At 45.2% G+C, this 21266-nt stretch carries 11 protein-coding genes; 1 reads left to right on the top strand and 10 read right to left on the bottom strand.

What is annotated here, in order from left to right; genetic code table 11:
- Window positions 1-354 precede the first annotated feature (354 nt).
- Both QUB77_RS18895 and QUB77_RS18890 read right to left on the bottom strand, forming a co-directional pair.
- Window positions 355-2622, bottom strand: a complete 2268-nt coding sequence (locus tag QUB77_RS18895; protein ID WP_333175882.1) for an FdhF/YdeP family oxidoreductase — start codon at window positions 2620-2622, stop codon at window positions 355-357.
- Between the two features lie 211 nt (window positions 2623-2833).
- Window positions 2834-8020, bottom strand: a complete 5187-nt coding sequence (locus QUB77_RS18890; protein WP_333175880.1) for an nSTAND1 domain-containing NTPase — start codon at window positions 8018-8020, stop codon at window positions 2834-2836.
- A gap of 31 nt (window positions 8021-8051) precedes the next feature.
- Here QUB77_RS18890 and QUB77_RS18885 point away from each other — a divergent pair, with 31 nt between their 5' ends.
- Complete coding sequence (locus QUB77_RS18885) at window positions 8052-8426, top strand: hypothetical protein (RefSeq protein WP_333175878.1); 375 nt, start codon at window positions 8052-8054, stop codon at window positions 8424-8426.
- Window positions 8427-8686: 260 nt separating this feature from the next.
- Here the strand turns inward: QUB77_RS18885 and QUB77_RS18880 are convergent, their stop codons facing one another.
- The 8 genes from QUB77_RS18880 to QUB77_RS18845 form a co-directional block, all read right to left on the bottom strand.
- Window positions 8687-9046, bottom strand: coding sequence for a hypothetical protein (locus tag QUB77_RS18880; protein ID WP_333175877.1), 360 nt, complete (start codon window positions 9044-9046; stop codon window positions 8687-8689).
- A gap of 394 nt (window positions 9047-9440) precedes the next feature.
- Window positions 9441-9593: a hypothetical protein gene (locus QUB77_RS18875; RefSeq protein ID WP_333175875.1), complete on the bottom strand. Its 153-nt coding sequence runs from the start codon at window positions 9591-9593 to the stop codon at window positions 9441-9443.
- Between the two features lie 126 nt (window positions 9594-9719).
- Window positions 9720-10412, bottom strand: a complete 693-nt coding sequence (locus QUB77_RS18870) for a response regulator transcription factor (RefSeq protein WP_333175873.1) — start codon at window positions 10410-10412, stop codon at window positions 9720-9722.
- A gap of 205 nt (window positions 10413-10617) precedes the next feature.
- On the bottom strand, window positions 10618-11445 hold the full coding sequence (gene map, locus QUB77_RS18865) for a type I methionyl aminopeptidase (RefSeq protein WP_333175871.1): 828 nt from the start codon (window positions 11443-11445) through the stop codon (window positions 10618-10620).
- Window positions 11446-11586: 141 nt separating this feature from the next.
- Window positions 11587-13653, bottom strand: coding sequence for a response regulator (locus QUB77_RS18860; protein ID WP_333175869.1), 2067 nt, complete (start codon window positions 13651-13653; stop codon window positions 11587-11589).
- Window positions 13654-13660: 7 nt separating this feature from the next.
- Entirely contained in the window at window positions 13661-14386 is a 726-nt protein-coding gene (locus tag QUB77_RS18855; protein ID WP_333175867.1) for a chemotaxis protein CheB, read from the bottom strand.
- Window positions 14340-15167 (bottom strand): protein-glutamate O-methyltransferase CheR, encoded by an 828-nt coding sequence (locus QUB77_RS18850; RefSeq protein WP_333175865.1) that lies wholly within the window; start codon window positions 15165-15167, stop codon window positions 14340-14342. The genes QUB77_RS18855 and QUB77_RS18850 overlap by 47 nt, the downstream gene beginning before the upstream one ends.
- A 137-nt stretch (window positions 15168-15304) precedes the next feature.
- Entirely contained in the window at window positions 15305-21121 is a 5817-nt protein-coding gene (locus QUB77_RS18845; protein ID WP_333175862.1) for a HAMP domain-containing protein, read from the bottom strand.
- Between the last annotated feature and the right edge of the window lie 145 nt (window positions 21122-21266).

Here is a 21266-nt window from a genome sequence, read left to right as displayed (position 1 = left end):
TATTAACAGTTGATTAGAGTATTGGCTAGGACTTACGCAAAACCTCTAAATGTAGGGTGCGCACTGCGCACCTTACCTGAGCTGCCATTTATGCGTATACAAAAGCAGGTAAATGCACACCGCACCTTACCCCTATTAACAGTTGATTAGAGTATTGGCTAGGACTTACGCAAAACCTCTAAATGTAGGGTGCGCACTGCGCACCTTACCCGATCTCCCATTTATGCGTATACAAAAGCAGGTAAATGCACACCGTACCTTACCCCTATTAACAGTTGATTAGAGTATTGGCTAGGACTTACGCAAAACCTCTAAATGTAGGGTGCGCACTGCGCACCTTACCCGATCTCCCATTTATGCGTATACAAAAGCAGGTACGCGCTTGTAAGCAGGCGTGCCCGATCGCCTTTCAATTTCCGGGTGAAAAATCACATTAACTTCAGGATAAAACATCAAAGCAGCACCCTCGCGAACCGCCCCGTAAATCACCTCGACATTTTCCATTTTTCCTGCATTTCCCTGCACCGTAACCCGCTGATGTTCTTGAAAACCTGCGCTTTCTGCATCCGCACGATTCATCAAAATGCAGTTGCGGTGCGGCATTCCCCGGTATTTGTCATTAATTTTGTAGACAACAGTATTATGCTGAGAATAGCTGCGTCCCGTCATCAATGCCACAACAATACCCTGTGTTGATTCCGATACTCCAAACTCTTTCGCTTCCGGTAATTTCAGCTTAGGTAAAGGCGCGACAAACATCTTAGCTTTCCCAGAATCAGTAGGGAATTTAGGTTCTGTAAAAATGCGACCGCCGATGGTGAATTCCTCTTGTGTTTCATCAATGGTTGCCATTTTTTCATAGCCAGGAATAGTTTTAGCAATCAATTGACGAACGTATTTTGTGTCTTGAAGTCGGCGCCAATCAACAGGGAAATTGCCGTGAAGTCTGCTGGCTAATTCTGTCAAAAAATACACTTCAGGAATCAAATCCGAATTCTGGAGATGAGTTTCGCCCTCATCATTTAAACGCACAAAATTATTCCCCGATTCCACCGTTGTTTTGTGGGGATTTTCAAAGCGATTCAGTACAGGAATCACAATTGTATTGTGCTTTGCCAATCCGTGAAAATGCCCTAAATTCGGTTTGGTTGCGAGGTAGATAACGGTTTCAACATTGCTTAAAGCGCGTTTTGCCTGATTTGAATCTGGATTCGCCCCGTACAAATTACCGCCCAGACAGATCAGCGTATCGACTTTGCCTGCATCTGCTGCTTCAATGAGCGATCGAGTTTCGTAACCCTTAACAGAACTGAGGGGACGATTTAACAGTTTTTCTAAAGCTTGTTGAATTTCTTTTTTCAGCTTGACAGTGACGCCCATAGAGCCGAATCCTTGGACATTTGAGTGTCCTCTGACTGGCATTAATCCCGCCCCTTCTTTGCCGACATTTCCCGTCATTAAGGCAGTATTGGCAATGCTGAAAACGTTATCTACACCGTTATCGTGTTGGGTAATTCCCATTGCCCAACCGAATACAACTCGCTTTGAAGTGCCGATGATGTTGGCTGCTGCCTCAATTTCTGCTTGGGAAACTCCGCAGGTTTTAGTAATAGTTTCCCAATCGGTTTCGCGGGCGTGCTGGACTACGGCTTCCCAGCCTTCTGTATGAGCTTGCAAATAGCTTTCGTCCAGCAATCCTTGTTCGATTATAGACTTTTGAATGCCGACAAATAGCGCCGTATCGCTGCCCGGAATTGGTTGCAAGTATAAGGAGGAAATATCGGAACCGGGGATGAGCGACTTGACGGGAAATGCGGGAGAACCAAACTTGACTAACCCGATTTCCATCACCGGATTGATTACAATTATTTTACCGCCTTTGTCGCGAATTTTAATTAACTCGTTCATCAAGCGGGGATGGTTGTAGGAACAATTGCTGCCCGCGAGCACGACGCAATCTGCTTCCTTCAAGTTTTCTAGACTCACTAACGAGGTGCGGGTGGCAAACATTTCGCTTAACCCGATTGTCGATGGAGCGTGGCAGAGATCGGAACAATCTGCTAAGTTATTGGAACCCATCGCCCGCATCATCAATTGCAGCAGAAAAGCGGCTTCGTTGGAAGAGCGACCGGAACTGTAAGATGCCACTCTTTCAGGGGTTTTGCGAAAAGCAGCTTCGGCAATTTGATAAACTTCTTGCCAAGAAATGCGATCGTAATGAGATGAACCAACCCGCAAAATCATCGGAAAACTCAGCCTTCCCAACCTATCGGCTTCCATTGAAGTTAATTGCTGAAGTTCTGCAATACTCTTCTTTTCAAAAAATTGAGTTGAGATAGCCGGCTTGATTTCAGCGGAGATTGCTTCAACGCTTTTCATGCAGCGCTGAAGTTTTTCGCCCTCTTCATTTGTAAAACCTCCTTTCTGCCCGCCAGTGCCCCAAGAACAAGACAAACAAGCACTTTTGTGCAGCAAAGTTTTCCACAGTTTCGGGCCTTCCGGGGACAATGTATGTTCTGCCCAATATTCTATTACGGGCAAACCGCCACCTATCTCTGGTGTTTCTTCGTTTGTCTCGTTGAATGGCGGGATTGGTTGGACATTTTGGGAGTTGACATCCATGTGGTTGACCTTTTGTTTGAATTGCGGATTGATGCGGCGGGCAAACCGCCAAAAAAGTTAAGTTTCTTACTGGAATTTTACCGCAAATTTACAGCCAAAAACCCCAGTCAACAGATAGATATTTTAATCTAAATTAAACTCGACGTTCGCCGTCACGAATGCAAGTTGTTATTCATCCGCCGACAGAGGAATGCAGTCCTCACTAAAGGGTTTATTTCCTCTTATTTAATGCCTGCTTCCCAAACCCAAGACAAAGCAGTCGATCGCCCTCAGCAACATTCGGGTCATTCTGCAAATAATCTCCCAACCATTCGCAACTCCGAGCAATGATATTATTCAGTTCCAAATTCTCCAAATGCCACAGAATTACAGTTCTATCGCTGCTAGCAAAAGCCAGAGTTTTGCTATCAGAACTAAAAGTAACGCTCAACACGCGATCGCTCGATTCCAAAGTCTTAGATAACAGCGCCTTCTTGCCATTAAAATCCCACAGCTTAACAGTATTTCCCCCACTCGCCGCCGCAATCAATTTGCCGTCGGGACTAAAACTCACACTTTCTACAGTATCGCTGTGGTCGAGTTTTTCAGTTAAATTAACTGCGTTGCCATCAAACCCCCACAAGTAAACTTTTTTGTCAGCGCAAGCAGCAGCAATAGTCTTGCCGTCGGGACTGAAACTAACATTTTTAACGCTGTCTTGGTGGTCGAGAGTTTTCAGAATTTTCGCCGACGAACCGTTAAATTGCCACAGGTAAACTCTCTTTTCTCCGGTAATTTCAAAAGCTTTTTTCTTCCCGCTTGCCTTGTCCTCAGCAGCGGTAGCAGTAGCAATAGTTTTGCCGTCTGGACTGAAGCTAACGCTAATTACTGGATTGGTGTGATCGAGTTTGGCAAACAAAGTTGCTTTAGAACCGTTCCAGCGCCAGAGGTACAATTTGCGATCGGCATTGGCGGCGGCAATTATCTTTCCGTCTGGACTAAAACTCACGCTTCTAACAATCCCGCTGTGGCTGAGAGTATCTAACAGTTTGCCGTTTAAACTCCAGACTTTCACTGTTTTGTCATCGCTGGCCGAAGCAACAGTTTTATCATCAGGCGAAATGCTCACCCAGGTAACAGAATCCTTGTGACCTTCTAAGGTTTGTAATAAACTGCCGTCAGCCCGCCAAAGTCTCACGGTTTTGTCCCCGCTAGCAGAAGCAATTGTTTTGCTATCCGCGCTAAAACTGACTTTGTAAACCCAGTCTCCGTGTCCCGATAAAATCTTATTCAGCGGAGTGCTGTCCGGTTTCCAAATTTTCACTATTTTGTCCTTACTTGCGGAAGCAATAGTGCCGTCACCGCTGAAACTTACGGCCCTCACGTCGTCTTGATGTCCTCGAAAAGTGTTGAGCAAATTGCCAGTGCGACTCCAAACTTTCACCGTATCGTCTGCACTTCCGGTGACAATTTTTTTGCCGTCGCGACTGAAACTCGCGCTGACAACTTCATCGTTGTGTCCTTTGAGAGTTCTGATTTCCTCACCGTTTCGGTTCCAAATTTTAGCTGTGGTGTCGGCACTTGCTGAGACGAGTTCTCGGCTGTTTGGACTGAACTTAATGCTGTACACAATGTCAGAATGTTTGGTTAATGTTTTGGGATTAATTGTAAATTTCTGGGTTTTAGTTTCTCGGTTCCAAAGTTTGACAGTTTTGTCAACACTTGCTGAGGCTATTGTTTGGCCGTCGGGACTGAAACTGACACCGAGCACCCAGTCTTTGTGTCCGGTTAAGGTTTGCAGCAATTTTTTGTTCGCAAGGTTCCAGATTTTGACGGTGTTGTCGTGACTGGCGGAAGCTAGGGTTTTGCCGTCGGGACTGAAACTGACGCTGGTGACGATATCGCGGTGGCCGGATAAAATGCCACTCGCACTTTTGTCGTTATCTACTTGCCAAATTCTAATTGTACGATCGGCACAACCAGTAGCGATCGTTTTCCCATCGGGACTAAAACTAACACTCGTCACGCTATCTGGGTGATTGAAAGTTTTTAATAACTTACCTTCTTTGCTCCACAATTTAACAGTTTTGTCAGCACTTGCCGAAGCAACTGAATTGCCGTCGGGGCTGACACTCACATCCAAAACAAACTTGCTGTGCTGCTCGAAACGGTTGCGTTCTTGCACCCCGGCAACTGCTTGTCTGAGTCTTTCAGCAATTTGATTTTTAGTGTCCGCAGGCAGCGCTGTACTTTTCAGAGAATCACGACCAATTTTGATACTATTTTCTAACACTCCTAATTGATTTTTTTCATTAGAAATCACCAAAGCTTCCGACGCCGAATTTAGGGCATCAGTCCGACTTTTTTCTGCTTCTTGCCGTGCGCTTTCTGCTAATTTGGCTTGCTCGAATGCCAGCCCAGAAACACCTGCGAGTACAAGCACTCCTACAACCGCCGCCCGCAATTGCCATCTACGACTTTGGTAAAGTTGAGCTTCCGCTTGGTACTGTTTGTCTCTAGCTTCCGACAGTAAAGCGTCTTGCTCTCTGTCTTTGCGAATTTGTTCAATTTCATCTCGGTTAATTTGGTTTTGCTTTCGCAGTTCCTCAAATTCGGCCTTTTGATCTAATTCCTGCTGCTGGCGAATGAAGCTAACTAAATAATCGTGAACGAGCTGATAAAGCTCTGCTGGTAGTTCCGTCCATCGAAAAACTAAACCAGAGCTTACTAACAGTTCTAAGACTAGATCTAATTTATCAGCTTCAGCAAATGTCGCTAGATTTGAAGCTAATTCGGCGCGGGTTTTTAGGGGACGAATTTGCTCTTCATCTGTGAGTAAGTACAATACTCTGCGTGCAGCTACTTCATTTTCTGGACCACAATCTTTGATGACTTCTTCGAGAAACCTTTCGACTAACTTTTGTTGCGGATTGTCACCGAGTTCCTGATATTGAGTTAAAGTTCTAATGTTTTCTTGTTGCAATTGAGCGCCGACAAGTTGTAGTTCGATCGGGCGGACTTCTCCCAATTCTCCCGCTAAATCTTTGACTAATTCTTCGATGAGTTCCGGTTCTAAGTAAAACTGCGCTCGCTCAGTTAAAGTGCGAATTACCGCTCGCGCATCGACCAGCGAAAAGTTTCCCAAATAAAACAGAATGTTTTTGCTGAGAATGTCCTCCAAAATATCATTGTTAACGAATCCTGTCTGGTTTTTGGGTCGGGAAAATTCCAGCAAATAGTGCAGGTAATCTTCCCGCAAACACAGGACGACTTTTAAATATTTGATTTTTAAGCATTCCCGCAAAAAATCAAAAAATATTTGTCTTTCCGCTGGCTCTTTCCACACGAAAAAAAATTCTTCAAATTGGTCAAATATCAGAACAGTCACTAAATGTTCGGAATTTATTTGCAGCTCCTTGAGAATATTTTCGTATTCGATCGCCTGTTGTTGTATGATTAATTCTACTGGCTGTGACTGCTCCCTTTGCTCCTCATTATTCCCAGTCGAGCCACCCTGAAACCCCGAAATAAGATTTCCCTTGACTGCACCTGCTTCTACGGTCAAATCTACCGGAGCAGTTTCTGGTAATGCTTGGGAAATTTCCGGATCGAATATTTCAGCTTTCCCAGCAGATAGCTGTCTGGTCAATTCCCGCGGCCAGTTGTTGTAAACTTGCAACACTACTGGCAAAACAGTCCGCATTTCTATTTTTTTTTGTTTGAGAGCTGGTACTAACCCTCCCGTGACTATTGAACTTTTGCCAACTCCAGACTGACCGTAAATTACTGTCAGTTTGTCTGGGGTATTGTTCATCCTATATATTAAGCGGTTGAGGTCTTGCTCTCTGCCGGAAGCTGTAATTTCGTCCGCAATAGTAGCAGCCCCGGCAATAGTTTCGGCGACGGAATTAACCGCTTCTCTGTGCGGCTGCAATTTTCCTGCTCCAATAAAAGCTCGGAACCGATACGTATGTTCCACCGCTCGATAATCTTGCTTGATTTGAAATGCTTCGAGATATTCTCCCCGCTGAAAATAGAGCGAACGCAGCATTTCTAAAACCCGCAAATACAGTTGCGGGTTGTAGCACGCTTCGGTTTCCGAGCGAGCAAGCTCTAAATGCGCGATCGCCTCTTGCACCTCACCCAACTGACTCTGTGCCTCTGCTAAAATTAACAGATATAAGCCTAGATGCTGCGACTTTACAGGCGTTCCCTGTCCCGTCGCTTCTAAATTCGAGTTGAGAACGTCTAGAGCGATTAAAGCCCATTCTTTCGCCCCTTTCCAGTTCTTTTGCTCTAAGGCTACTCTAGCCAAAAAGCCGTAATCTTGAGCCAAATTAACTGCTGAATTTTCCATATTTTCATGTAACCTCCGAGCTTTGATAGCTAAATTCCAGAGTGCATCCCAATCTTCTAAATGCTGCAATACTTCGCCAAGTTGATTGATGAATATACCAACGGCATCCGGCCGTCCCGCCCGTTCTAAAACATCAATACATTCCTGAAAATAATTCTTAGCTTCCGTCCAGTAAGGACGGTTGCCGCTGCGGTGTTTTTCTGCTTGGAAGCGGTAGCAAAGGCCGATGTGGAATAGGATAATTCCCTCTAAGACCGGTGCGGGGTGAACGGTAAATAACAAATTGCTAAATTCTGTTTTTTGTCCACCAATAAATGCTACTTGATGCTTCCAAAAACTGAGACTTTTTTGATACAATTCAATAGCCGCAGGGATGCGGTGACAAGCATATTCGTGCCTACCGCGAATAAATTGCAAACTTGCTTCAATAGCTGGTTCTAACCTGATGTTGCAAGTTTGCAAGTCTTGGCTAGCCGACTCTAGTTCACTCAAAGAATTGGCTCCGAGAATGGCAGAATTAGTTAAACGCCAATTGCCACTTTCTAAAATGTTGGAAAAAATGCGATCGGCACTTTTGCCCAGGAAATCCGCCAAGTCGTCGGGACCAATCACAAATTCAACACTTGTCGTCCAAGTTTCGATATCTGTTACTAACCGAATCAGTTTTTTTAAGATTTTGTCTGTCACCCACAGCACCACCGGGAAGGGAAAATTATTCCGAAATTCTTCCCTCACGTAGTTGGTAGATGTCAGCAGTCGATCGATCGCACTTACCGATTCCAATCCAAACACCATTAAAGCAGACGGGTGGCTGCAGGAAACTTTGGTTTCTATCGTCGTGTAAAGAGTTTTAACAGATGGCGGGAGGACAATTTCTCGAATCTCGATCCCAGACTCCTCCCGCAATTGCCTTACAATTTCCTCTCTCATCGCACTGTAATTGCACCGCGCCAAAATCAGCGAAAATTGCCCCTGAGACATCGAGAGAGTCCGGGTGAGAGTTTGCAGCGAACTTTTGTTTTGCTGTGCTGCGGTGTCTTGCTGGCAGTGCGAATTAATCATAATTAATTAGTGAAAAATTTTCTCAGGATAGGTGCTGTCAACTGCCGAAAAAAGGAAGTTCGGCAACGGATTATTTAACGGATGTCACGGATGGCAGTTCGGCAACGGATTATTTAACGGATTTAACGGGTGGAAGTTCGGCAACGGATTATTTAACGGATTTAACGGATGTAACGGATGTAACGGGTGGAAGTTCGGCAACGGATTATTTAACGGATTTAACGGATGTAACGGACGGAAGTTCGGCAACGGATTATTTAACGGATTTAACGGATGTAACGGATGTCAGAAATCGACGGCAGGGGAAAGTGCAATTAAGAACGTCATCACCGTTTTGGCGGTTGCTCTAAGTTTACTTTTAGCCGTTTTTACCTGTGCCAATCACAGCGAAGAATCACATGATTAATTTTATTTCTGCCCTTGTGGGCGATTTCCAATCAATGGGAACTATCAATTAGTTAAGTTTATTTCAGCCTGCATACTTATTGTTTTAGCCGATCGCCTTAAAGCATACCCAAAAAAATACATACTCTGTTATTCGCATATTCCCAGCAAAATCAACCGGATTTTACTTAAATCTTGATAATGGCTCCAATTCTAGCCAGCCAAAGAGTCGTTGTTTGCATGGTTCCCAGCCATCGCCAAAATTGTACAAATCCGATTCAGTTATTCGCAGATCCCAGAAATCCGGCATTCCCGGGTTGACTGGCCCCTTGCATCACTGAGATAAACTATCGGCGGCGGCTCATCAATTACAGCTTGAAGATTTTTTGTCATAAATTTACTAATCTCCATATCTAAAGTAGCTGCAAAATCAGGTTTATCCCAATCCTCGCTTTCTTCAATGCTGATTGTTGTTGGTGGCCCAATATCAACATCTAGCTCATCGCCAAAATCCGAAACTTTCTTAATTGGATCTATTTTCTGATCGGTATCAGTGGCAAAAGCTTCAGTTGTATTGGCTATTAGTACGAGCGGCAGTGCTACTATGGCACTTATTGTTTGTCGCGCCGTGATTTTCCTCATGGTATTCTCCTGGTATAAACTAAACTTTGGTGCTGCTATACATTCAACTTCTGCGGCTACTTTAGAGCGCTGTCAGTCGATTTTAGATTTTAGATTTTAGATTTTAGATTTACTCCACAGATGAATATGAGAGCTTGAACTAGGGTGTAAAATTTTAGATGGGGGCCCAGAAACCGGGTTTTTTTACGACATACTTTGCTACACACCGTAAATTCGGTAAAAAACCCGGTTTCTTTGTCGGAGTGCGTCCAGTAATTAATAGTGGCTTGTTTTTCCACAGGATATAACCTTATCTGTGACTCTTCGCGGCAAGTTTGCTTAACGCAGCATATCCGGTCAAGTGTTTGCCTTTCTATTTACTACGTGAAAACTCTTAAACAGTCAGGTTTTCCCGTTAAGTAATTCCCCAGCCTTTGCGAGTGTTCATCTCAGACTCAAAGCAAAGTGCGTGAGAAGTTCGATCGCACACCAGTTTTCGCACACCAGTTTTCGCACACCAGTTTTCGCACTCCCGCGCTGCCACCAGCAAGCTGATGTGCGATACCACAGCCGCCGGATATCTGTCAATACTTATATCTTAACATTTCTACGTTTTTGGATGATTTTCGTTACCAGGCTCTTCCTGGTAACGCAGCTCGGCGAGGCACAGCCTCCAGCCAAGTCGAGAGGGCTCCTATTTCGTCAAGCCGTGTTCGAGAGCGAAGCGAACCAACTCAGTACGGCTGTTAGTACCCGTCTTGCTAAACAAACGGCTGACGTACTTTTCCACATTACGCACGCTAGTTTCCAAGCGGCGGGCAATTTCCTTATTCATCAAACCTTGAGCCACCAAATCCAAAACACTTTGTTCTCGCGGAGTCAAATCAATTTTAATCGGCGAAGGACTTTGGGCGATCGAACTCCGCCCACTCAGCAAAGACTCAATTCTCGCCATTTGGCTTGTCAAAGCAGCAATATCTGGACTTTCAGCATTTTCGCCCGTCTCCTTAGCAGCCGCGCGGCGGGCCAGCAAATTGGTTACTATTGCTACTAATTCGTCGGGATCGAAGGGCTTAGAAAGATAAGCATCGCAGCCGGCTTGATAGCCTTGAATACGATCGCTCGTCATCCCCTTAGCCGTCAAAAACACCACCGGCAAAGCCTTATAGCGAGGATCTTCCCGCACTTGCTTGAGAAATTGATAACCGTCCACCTGGGGCATCATAATGTCTGAAATCACCAAATCGGGATTGTACTGCTGCAAAAGTTCCCAGCCGTCGCGAGCATTACTGGCCACCTCAACCGCGAAATCGCTATCTTCCAAATAAGCTTGTACTGCTTCCCGCAAGCCCGGTTCATCATCTACCAATAATAATCGTGCTGACATAGTTGTTACCCTTACGCTTTACCACTATTTTTTAATTTAGCCGCATTTAAGTCTTATTGTCACTCCATCCATCGAAGGAACTAAAAAAATTGTTGTTCAACTCAAGAGTTTTGAGTTAGGTTTTGATCTAACGATTAAAAAGTGTTTAAATCTTTAATTCAAAACTCCAAACTCAAAACTCAAAATTATTGTTGAACCCTTCCACTTAAACTTTTGAACGATCTGTCAAAATTTCATAACCAGTTTCTGTCACCAACACAGTATGCTCAAACTGAGCAGACATAGCATTGTCAACCGTTACAGCAGTCCACTTGTCAGAAAGCGTCCGAGTGTACTTAGAACCGGCATTCAGAATTGGTTCGATCGCCAATGTCATGCCCGATCGTAATTTCACGTTCGGCATTTCCCGCGTGCGGAAATTGAAAACCGACGGTTCCTCGTGCAAATTTCGCCCGACACCGTGGCCGGTAAACTCCTCAACGACGCTAAAACCGTTGCTTTTGACATGATCTTCGATCGCACCAGCCAGATCGAGCAAATAAGCTCCAGCCTTCACTTGTTCGATGCCTTTGTAGAGAGCTTCTTCTGCAACTCGGATTAATTTTGCAGATTCGGGAGTCACTTCCATAACTGCGATCGTGATGCAAGAATCGCCGTGAAAACCTTGATAATATGCCCCAGTATCTACCTTGAGAACATCTCCTGCCCGAATTACTTTTTTGGGACTGGGTATGCCGTGAACAACTTCGTTATTAATGCTAGAGCAAATCGATCCCGTGAAACCGTGATAGCCTTTAAAGCTGGGAGTTGCACCCATTTCGCGGATGCGTCTTTCGGCATAAGCATCCAAATCAGCAGTAGTCATTCCCGGTTTTACCATTAGGGAAATTTCTTTGAGTACCGTTGCAACGATTTTCCCTGCCTGTCGCATAATTTCGATTTCGCGTTCCGACTTAATTTCAATGCCTCGACGCTGTTTTTTGACTTGGGGTGCTTGAGTTGGGCTAGAAAGCAGACTGCTAAAAATATTCATGTATTGATCGGCGGGTAATTTTGTACTTTGACGGCAGGTTGAAGCAAAAAACGGCAAATATCCAGTTTTTTGTGGAAAAAAGAGTGTCTTGTTCCGAACTGTCGATCGCTTGTCCTTTTAGCTAGCTTAATATTTTTCTCACTAATCGGCACGGGATTGGGGGGTCAACAAAGCGGTTTTAACCGCCGAGTCTGTCGGTTCAGGATTTCCGAGCATTCCTGTGAGGTTAGCAATTGCGGCAATTAACTTAGTTATGTCAACTGGTTTAGATAAGTGCATCTGGAAACCAGCTTCCAGCGCTTGCTTGCGCTCTTCCTCTCTGGCGTAGGCCGTCAGGGCGATCGCAGGCATCTTTCCACCCCTAAGCCTTTCCATTTCTCTCACCCGCGCGATCAACTCGTAGCCGTCTGCTTCCGGCATTCCAATGTCGCTCAGCAGCAGATCCGGCCAATAACTTTCCAGTGCATCTAGAGCCCCGGCCACCGATGCCGCCGATCGCACAATAGCTCCTTCGTCCTCGAGTAAAGCAATCAAAAACTCTCGCGTGTCATCGTCATCATCCACCACCAGCAATTGCAAATTAGCCAGAGTGGGGAGAGTCTCTGTCGCGTCATTGAGCAGCGACCAATCATCGTCAGCAGCGAGGGCGTTCCTCTGTGCAAGAGGTAGAGTCACCGTAAATTTCGCACCCTCGCCCGGATTATTTTCTGCATACACCTTACCGCCGTGCTGTTCCACCAAGTGACGGACGATCGCCAATCCCAGTCCCAAACCCCCGTAAGACCTAGTTGTGCTGCTATCAGCTTGGCGGAAGCGATCGAAAACATAAGGCAAAAAATCAGGCTCGATACCAATGCCGCTATCAATTATCTGAATTTGAGCCTTATCGCCAACTGACTCTAACCGCACCTCTACTTTACCATCTTGCGGACTAAACTTAATCGCATTTGACAGCAAATTCCACACAATTTGCTGCAAGCGATCGAAATCGCCGATAACTTCACATACATTGGGACTACAGGTTAATTCTATGCCTATTGATTTTTCCTCAGTCAGCGGCTGCAAAGAATCTATTGCCAGCTTAATCGCAGATTCCAACCGAATCGGGTGCATATTTAAATTTAGTTTCCCCCGCAGAATCCGCGAAACATCTAAAATATCTTCAATGAGTTGCGCTTGAGATTTAGCATTGCGCTCAATTGTTTCTAGGGCTTTGTCAATAGTGTCTTGGTCAAATGTTTTGGTACGAAGCAGCCTAGACCAGCCGAGAATTGCATTTAAAGGAGTGCGGAGTTCGTGAGAGAGAATAGCTAGAAATTCATCCTTCATCTGATTAGCTCTCTCAGCTTCTTGCCGCGCCACTTGTTCCCGGAGTAGTCTGCCGCGTTCTTCCTCTGCTTGCTTGCGGTCTGTGACATCTCTAACCGTGCCCACGTGACCGATCAGTTTTCCCAAATCCGAAAACATTGGCGACGACTGCACGTGAATCCACCTCACAGTTTCGCTACCAGCTAATCGAAACTCGTTAGAATATTCCTGGCTTTCTTTAATCCAAGCTAACCAATCTGCTACTACGCGATCGCGATCTTCTGGATGAACTTCCCGCTGCCAAACCTCTGCCAAACTTTCCTCCAATGTTAACCCGCAAATCGCTTGACAACGGGGATTGATGTAAGTACAGCGGCCTTCAACGTCAGCCAAGTAAATTCCCAGTGGTGAACAAGCACACAAAGTGCGAAACCGCTCTTCACTTTTACTTAGTTCACTATTAACCGCAGCTAACTGTGTTGCTTGCTGCTTCACCTCGACTGTTTTTTGGAACAATTCCACAAATACCTGCACCTTAGAGGTCAATATTTCCGGTTCTAAGGGTTTGAACAGGTAATCCACCGCCCCCAGAGAATAACCTTTAAACACGTGGGTGTCATTACTGCTGAATGCTGTAATAAAAATAATCGGAGTCGCTCGCGATCGATCTCTAGAGCGAATCAATGTTGCTGTCTCAAATCCATCCATTCCCGGCATCTGCACATCAAGCAAAATTACTGCAAAATCTTCATTAAGCAGGCATCTCAGAGCCTCCGCGCCCGAACTAGCTTGTACTAGATGATAAGAGGGGCTGTTGAGGATAGCTTCGAGAGCTAGCAAATTTTCTGGGCGATCGTCAACTAAAAGGACATTTACGCGCTGGGGGGGCTGCAGATTCATAATTTTTTTAATCTTTAATTCTTAGCAAATTGACTAAACAGGGAGCGATTTTAGAGAGGGGTAAAATCCAGTCTACTTCAACATTTGCGATCGCGGAGGCTGGCATTGTCGGGCATAGAGCTGAAGCCGGTTCCTCCACAAATGTCAATCCTCCCTCAGCTTTAATTTTTGCCAGCCCTTTACTGCCATCCGAATTAGCTCCCGTTAAAATTATGCCGATAACTTTCTCCCCAAAGGCATCTGCAGCAGACTCAAACAGCACATCGATTGATGGACGCGCGTAGGAGACAGGAGCCTCAGTTGATAGTGCAAATGTAGGAGTTCCGCGATTGGGGATTGGGGATTTTGAATTATGGATTGACTCCACTGCCACGCTCCCCCATTCTGTAAAGTCGTTTCCATAAAGGCTAAACTCCTCCTCACAGGGCGATTCTATTAGCAAGTGATAGTCCGCAGGAGCCAAGTAAACCCGTCCAGGTACGATCTCTTCTTTGTCTTGGGCCTCTGTGATTTGGAGAGAGCTTTGCTTTTGTAAAAAATAAGTAAGCCTATTCTGAGAACTCTTATGGCGGTGTTGGACAATAACTACAGGCAAAGGAAAGCTTGGTGGCAAATCTGCCAGCAGCACAGTCAGAGCCTCTAGCCCTCCCAAAGACGTGCCAACAACCACTATTTCAAAATTTTTTTTATTTAATTCTTCGGTAGATTTTATCACTACTTTCAATGGGTTCATAGTATTTTTCATAAGGTGTAAAAGTCAGAGACTCCTGATGTCCTAGTCCTAAAACTCCAAACATGGCCAGGCTCTCATAAAAAAGCTTGTGTACCCGCTCTTGGAGGTGTGAATTGAAATAAATCATCACATTACGGCATAAAATAACATTAAATTCATTAAAAGAATTATCCGTTGCTAGGTTGTGGTGAGCAAAGACAATATTATCTTTAAGTGAAGACCGAAAAATCGCATTTTCATAGGCAGCAGTGTAATACTCAGAAAACGCTTTCTTACCCCCCGCTTGGTGGTATAGTTGCGTATATTCTTGCATTTGTTTCAGCGGGAATATCCCTGTTTTGGCTGTTTTCAACACTAATTCATTCATGTCCGTAGCGTAAATCCGACAACGGTCATACAGTCCTTCTTCTTGCAGCAAGATTGCCATAGAATAGACTTCTTCTCCCGTTGAACATCCAGCGTGCCAAATCCGAATAAAAGGATAAGTACGCAGCAGCGGCACTACTTTATTTCTGAAACTAATGTAAAAGCTGGGATCGCGAAACATCGCCGTTACATTGACAGAAATATCCAGCAGTAAACGGTCTAGGTAAGCAGGATTGTGAAGTACCTTTTCCTGAAGTGCAGAGACAGTGGTGAGCCGTTCCGAGCGAATAGTGTTCCAAATACGGCGCTTGAGAGAGGCAAGAGCATAATTGCGAAAATCAAATCCGTAATAGCGAAACATTCCTTCTAGTAGGAGTTGAATTTCGATTGTTTCAAGTTCATGGCTTTCGGGCATTTTTAATGACTAATTGGTTATTGGGCATTTTTGACTGTTGAATGTTGAATATTGAGTGTTGACTGTTGACTGTTGACTGCTGACTGCTGACTGTTGACAAGTGCCAACAGTCAACAGTCAACTTCCAACTGACTTCATTATCGATAAAGCCAGACACGCAGCAGCGAGAGCAACTGTTCCGTATCAACTGGTTTGGTAATGTAGTCAGACGCACCCGCTTCGATACATTTTTCCCGATCGCCCTTCATAGCTTTCGCAGTAAGAGCAATCATTGGCAACGAAGCAAATTGAGGCATATTACGAATTGCTTCCATTGTTTCGTAACCGTCCATCTCTGGCATCATCACGTCCATCAACACAATATTTATGTCAGGCGTATTTTGCAATTTAGCAATGCCCTCTCTGCCATTCTCAGCATATTCAATCTTCATTTTATGGCGCTCCAGCATACTCGTGAGGGCGAAAATATTCCGCATATCGTCGTCAACAATCAAGACTGTTTTGCCCGCGAGCGTCGAATCTGTTTGATACAGTTGCTCTAGCATTTGGCGCTTTGGTTCCGGCAAATTTGCTTGGACTCGGTGCAAAAACAAAGCTGTTTCATCTAACAAACGTTCCGGCGATCGCACATCTTTAAGAATGATTGTTTCCGCCATGCGCTTGAGTTGAGTTTCTTCGGATCTTGTCAACTCTTTGCCCGTATAAATAATAATCGGCAGACTTTTCAAATTAGCCTCTTGCTTGATCTGATCGATAAGTTCAAAACCCGTCATATCTGGTAGTCCCAAATCGAGTACAACGCAGTCAAAATGCCCCGATTTCAAAATTGCTAGCGCCTCTGCACCACTCCCCACAGCCGTTGTAGAAACATCGTGATTGCCGATTAAATCCACAATACTCAGACGCTGTGTTTCGTCGTCTTCCACGACTAGCAAACTCTTCACTGGCCGCTCGACAAAACCCTTAATATCTGTCAAAGCTTTGCTCAATGCTTCGCGACTTACAGGCTTTTGTAAGTAGGCGATCGCCCCTAACTGCAAACTGCGCTGCCGCCCTTCTTCAACTGATACAATGTGAACCGGAATGTGGCGCGTACTTGGGTCGTGCTTCAAGCGATCGAGCACTGTCCAGCCATCCATCACAGGCAAATTTAGATCCAGCATAATCGCAGTTGGCTTGAACTCTCGCGCCATCGCCAAACCGATATCGCTCCGCAAAGCCACCAAACCTTTAAAACCCTGTTCCTGCGCCATATCCAACAGAATTCGAGCGAAGTTTACATCATCTTCAATAATCAAAAGCACGCGATCGTCATCCTCAATATTTTCTCGATCATCAGAAATTAAAGGTGAGGGGTAAGGCGCGATCGGCAAGTGGAAATTCGGCAAAGGAAGTGCGGGAGAATTAGCAGCGGGTAATTGAGGCGTTTGCTTGCCCGTCCCCGAACCAGTTTCATTCATTATTCGCGATTCTTGGTAAGTTTGTGGCAGATAAAGCGTGAACTTACTACCCTCACCAGGGCGACTTGTCAATTTAATTTCTCCACCTAACAAATTAGCGATTTCTCTACTAATTGACAAACCCAAACCCGTGCCCCCGTATTTGCGGCTAGTGCTACCATCAGCTTGTTGGAAAGCCTCAAAAATAACCCTGTGTTTTTCAGCAGAAATCCCAATCCCCGTATCGCTAACTGAGAAAGCCAAAACAGTAGGGGAAGTCCTTAAACTTTCTATCTCTAAACTCCACCCTTCCCGCGCTACCTCGGCACGCAATTTCACCTCACCTCGCTCTGTAAACTTAAACGCATTAGAGAGGAGATTCTTCAAAACCTGTTGCAGGCGTTTAGCATCAGTATAGAGACCTTTTGGCAACCCAGCCTCAAGCTCTATTTTAAAACTCAACTTCTTATCCTGGGCGATTTGGCGGAAAGTCCGATCCAAATGATCTCGCAAGTCCGTAAACAACACTTGCTCAATTTCCACCGACATCGTGCCCGATTCAATCTTAGCGAGATCCAAGATGTCATTAATCAGCCCTAACAAATCTGTTCCCGCCGAGTAAATTGTGCGCGTGTATTCAACTTGCTTCTGAGTCAAATTGCCTTCAGTATTGTCAGAAAGCAATCGAGCGAGAATCAACAGCGAATTTAGCGGAGTTCGCAACTCGTGAGACATATTTGCCAGAAACTCCGACTTATACTTAGAAGTTAGAGCCAACTGTTCTGCTCTTTCTTCCAACAACCCCCTCGCCTGTTCGATATCTCGGTTTTTCCGCTCCACTTCCTTATTTTGCAGCGCTAGCAATTCCGCTTGTTCTTCTAGTTCTTCATTGGTTTGTTGCAACTCTTCCTGCTGACTCTTTAACAGTTCCTCAGATGCGCGGAGTGACTGCGCTTGTTGTTCGAGACGCTTGTTAGTTTCCGTTAGTTCTTTTTGCTGAGTTTGTAACTCTTCTGCCAAAGACTGTGACTGTTTCAGCAACTCTTCCGTCCGCATACTCGCCGCAATTGTATTTAAGACAATGGCGATACTTTCTGTAAGTTGGTCGAGGAATGTCAAGTGTATTTCGCTGAATCGGCGGAACGAAGCTAACTCGATTACTGCCGTTACTTGTCCCTCAAATAATACGGGTAAAACCACCACATTCAGCGGCGTAGATTCTCCCAGTCCCGATCCAATTTTAACGTAATTTTCCGGCACTTCGGTCAACAGGATTCGTTCCTTTTCCAGGGCGCACTGTCCTACCAAACCTTCGCCTAAATGGAATCTATTTCCTAACTGTTTGCGTTCGCGGTATGCGTAGGTACTTAACAGTTTGAGAAACGGATCGTGTTCTACAGATTCCATCATAAAGAAGACGCCATGCTGAGCAGACACCAGCGGCGTCAATTCTGAGAGAATTAGTTTAGAAACAGTTTCTAAATCCCGCTGACCTTGGAGCATTCGAGTAAACTTAGCAAGGTTTGTTTTCAGCCAATCTTGCTCAGTATTTTTCTGCGTAGTCTCCCGGAGATTGGCGATCATCTGGTTAATGTTGTCCTTAACGATCGCAACTTCTCCTTCCGTGGCGACGGAAATTGACCTCGTTAAATCGCCTCTGGTAACAGCAATTGCCACTTCTGCGATCGCCCGCAACTGAGTAGTCAAATTCGCAGCCAATTCATTCACATTATCCGTCAAATCTCGCCACGTCCCCGCCGCGCCCGGAACCTTCGCCTGGCCGCCCAATTTCCCTTCAATACCCACCTCCCGCGCCACGGTAGTAACTTGATCGGCAAACGTCGCCAGCGTATCAATCATCTCGTTAATCGTATCTGCCAGAGTCGCAATTTCTCCCTTAGCTTCCAGCATTAATTTGCGCTTCAAATCGCCATTCGCCACCGCCGTCACAACCTTAGCAATACCCCGCACTTGCGCTGTCAAATTCCCAGCCATCGAGTTTACATTGTCGGTTAAATCTTTCCAAGTTCCCGCAACTCCTTTCACCTCAGCTTGACCGCCCAATTTACCCTCAGTTCCCACCTCCCGCGCCACCCGCGTTACCTCAGAAGCGAAGGAATTAAGCTGATCCACCATCACGTTAATAGTGTCTTTCAACTCCAGAATTTCACCTTTAACATCCACGGTGATTTTCTTAGACAAATCGCCATTTGCCACCGCTTTCGTCACTTCCGCAATATTCCGCACCTGCGCCGTCAAATTCCCCGCCATCAAGTTTACGTTGTCGGTTAAATCTTTCCAAGTTCCCCCTACACCCCGCACGTAAGCTTGCACGCCTAATTTACCTTCCGTTCCCACTTCCCTAGCAACTCTGGTTACTTCCGATGCGAAGGAACTCAACTGATCCACCATGATGTTAATCGTGTTTTTCAGTTCGAGAATTTCCCCTTTTACATCTACAGTAATTTTCTTGGATAAATCGCCATTTGCCACCGCCGTTGTCACTTCGGCAATGTTCCGCACTTGTGCTGTTAAATTCCCCGCCATCGAGTTAACTGAATCCGTTAAATCTTTCCAAGTTCCCGCAACTCCTTTAACTTCAGCTTGCACGCCTAATTTCCCTTCGGTTCCCACTTCCCTAGCAACCCTGGTTACTTCAGATGCAAAGGAATTTAACTGATCCACCATCGTGTTGACGGTGTTCTTCAGTTCAAGAATTTCACCTTTAACATCTACAGTAATTTTCTTCGACAAGTCGCCATTTGCCACCGCAGTAGTAACAGCCGCAATATTCCGTACTTGTTCGGTTAAACTACCCGCCATGAAATTAACTGAATCCGTTAAATCCTTCCAAGTTCCTGCTACCCCTCGGACATCCGCTTGACCGCCGAGTTTACCTTCCGATCCCACTTCCCTAGCAACTCTGGTTACTTCAGATGCAAAGGAATTAAGCTGATCCACCATCACGTTAATGGTGTTTTTCAGTTCTAAAATTTCGCCTTTAACCTGTACCGTAATTTTTTTAGATAAGTCACCGTTAGCAACAGCCGTCGTCACCTCAGCAATGTTGCGGACTTGTGCTGTTAAATTCCCGGCCATTGAGTTAACTGAATCCGTTAAATCTTTCCAGGTTCCTGCTACTTCCTGCACTTCAGCTTGTACGCCTAATTTCCCTTCGGTTCCCACTTCCCTAGCAACCCTGGTTACTTCAGATGCGAAGGAATTTAACTGGTCAACCATCGTGTTGACGGTATTTTTAAGTTCGAGAATTTCCCCTTTAACATCTACGGTAATTTTTTTAGATAAATCACCCTTTGCCACAGCGGTTGTCACTTCAGCGATGTTCCGCACTTGTGCTGTCAAACTGCCTGCCATGAAGTTAACGCTATCTGTTAAATCCTTCCAAGTTCCGGCAACTCCTTTCACCTCAGCTTGACCCCCCAGTTTGCCTTCGGAACCTACTTCTCTCGCCACCCTGGTTACTTCAGATGCGAAGGAATTTAACTGATCCACCATGATGTTAATAGTGTTTTTTAACTCCAGAATTTCACCTTTAACATCTACTGTAATTTTTTTAGATAAGTCACCATTTGCCACAGCAGTCGTCACGTCGGCAATGTTCCGTACTTGTGCGGTAAGATTACCCGCCATTGAGTTAACTGAATCCGTTAAATCTTTCCAGGTTCCTGCTACTCCCCGCACTTCAGCTTGCACCCCTAATTTGCCTTCGGTTCCCACTTCCCTAGCAACCCTGGTTACTTCAGATGCGAAGGAACTCAACTGATCCACCATGATGTTAATCGTGTTTTTCAGTTCGAGAATTTCACCTTTTACATCTACAGTAATTTTCTTCGACAAGTCGCCATTTGCCACCGCCGTTGTCACTTCAGCAATGTTACGCACTTGTGCTGTTAAATTCCCCGCCATCGAGTTAACTGAATCCGTTAAATCTTTCCAAGTTCCCGCAACTCCTTTAACTTCAGCTTGCACGCCTAATTTCCCTTCGGTTCCCACTTCCCTAGCAACCCGCGTTACTTCCGACGCAAAGGAGCTCAATTGGTCTACCATTGTGTTAACAATTTGCGCTGTTTGGAGGAATTCTCCTTTAAGGGGTCTGTCTTCTATTTCTAAGGCGATAGTTTGCGATAAATCTCCTTTTGCTACGGCCCGAATTACTCTGGCGGTTTCAGAGGTTGGTTGCACTAAATCTGTAATTAGGGTATTGACAGAGTTTACGCTAGCTGCCCATGACCCCTCGGCACTGCCAATGGTGGCCCGCTGGGCGATTTTGCCTTCTTTACCGACAACTGTGCCGATCCGCTCGAGTTCAGCGGCCATTCTCTCATTGAGCTCGATAATGTCGTTAAGTTCGTCAGCAATTTTCCCCGCTAGACCGGTCTGGTCTATGGGCATCCGAACTGAAAAGTCCCCTTTTTTGACTGCCACTAAGGTTCTAAGTAACTGTTTGGCATAACCATTATTGGAATTGGGGCTTGTGATCTGTGCAGTTGACATGACAGTTACCTTTGACGAGTTTGAAGGGGAAGGGGGGAATATTTTTGAGATTATTGATATTATCCAACTAAAGCAGTGTCTGATTGCTTCTATCGAAAGATGGATGACAAATTGCTGTTTATCAGCTACTTTGTTATTGGTTATT

Source organism: Microcoleus sp. AT9b-C3 (assembly GCF_036705485.1).
In the GTDB taxonomy this organism is placed as follows: Bacteria; Cyanobacteriota; Cyanobacteriia; order Cyanobacteriales; family Microcoleaceae; genus Microcoleus.
The sequence above is the reverse complement of the archived record's forward strand: the minus strand, read 5'-3'. Positions and strand labels throughout refer to the sequence as shown.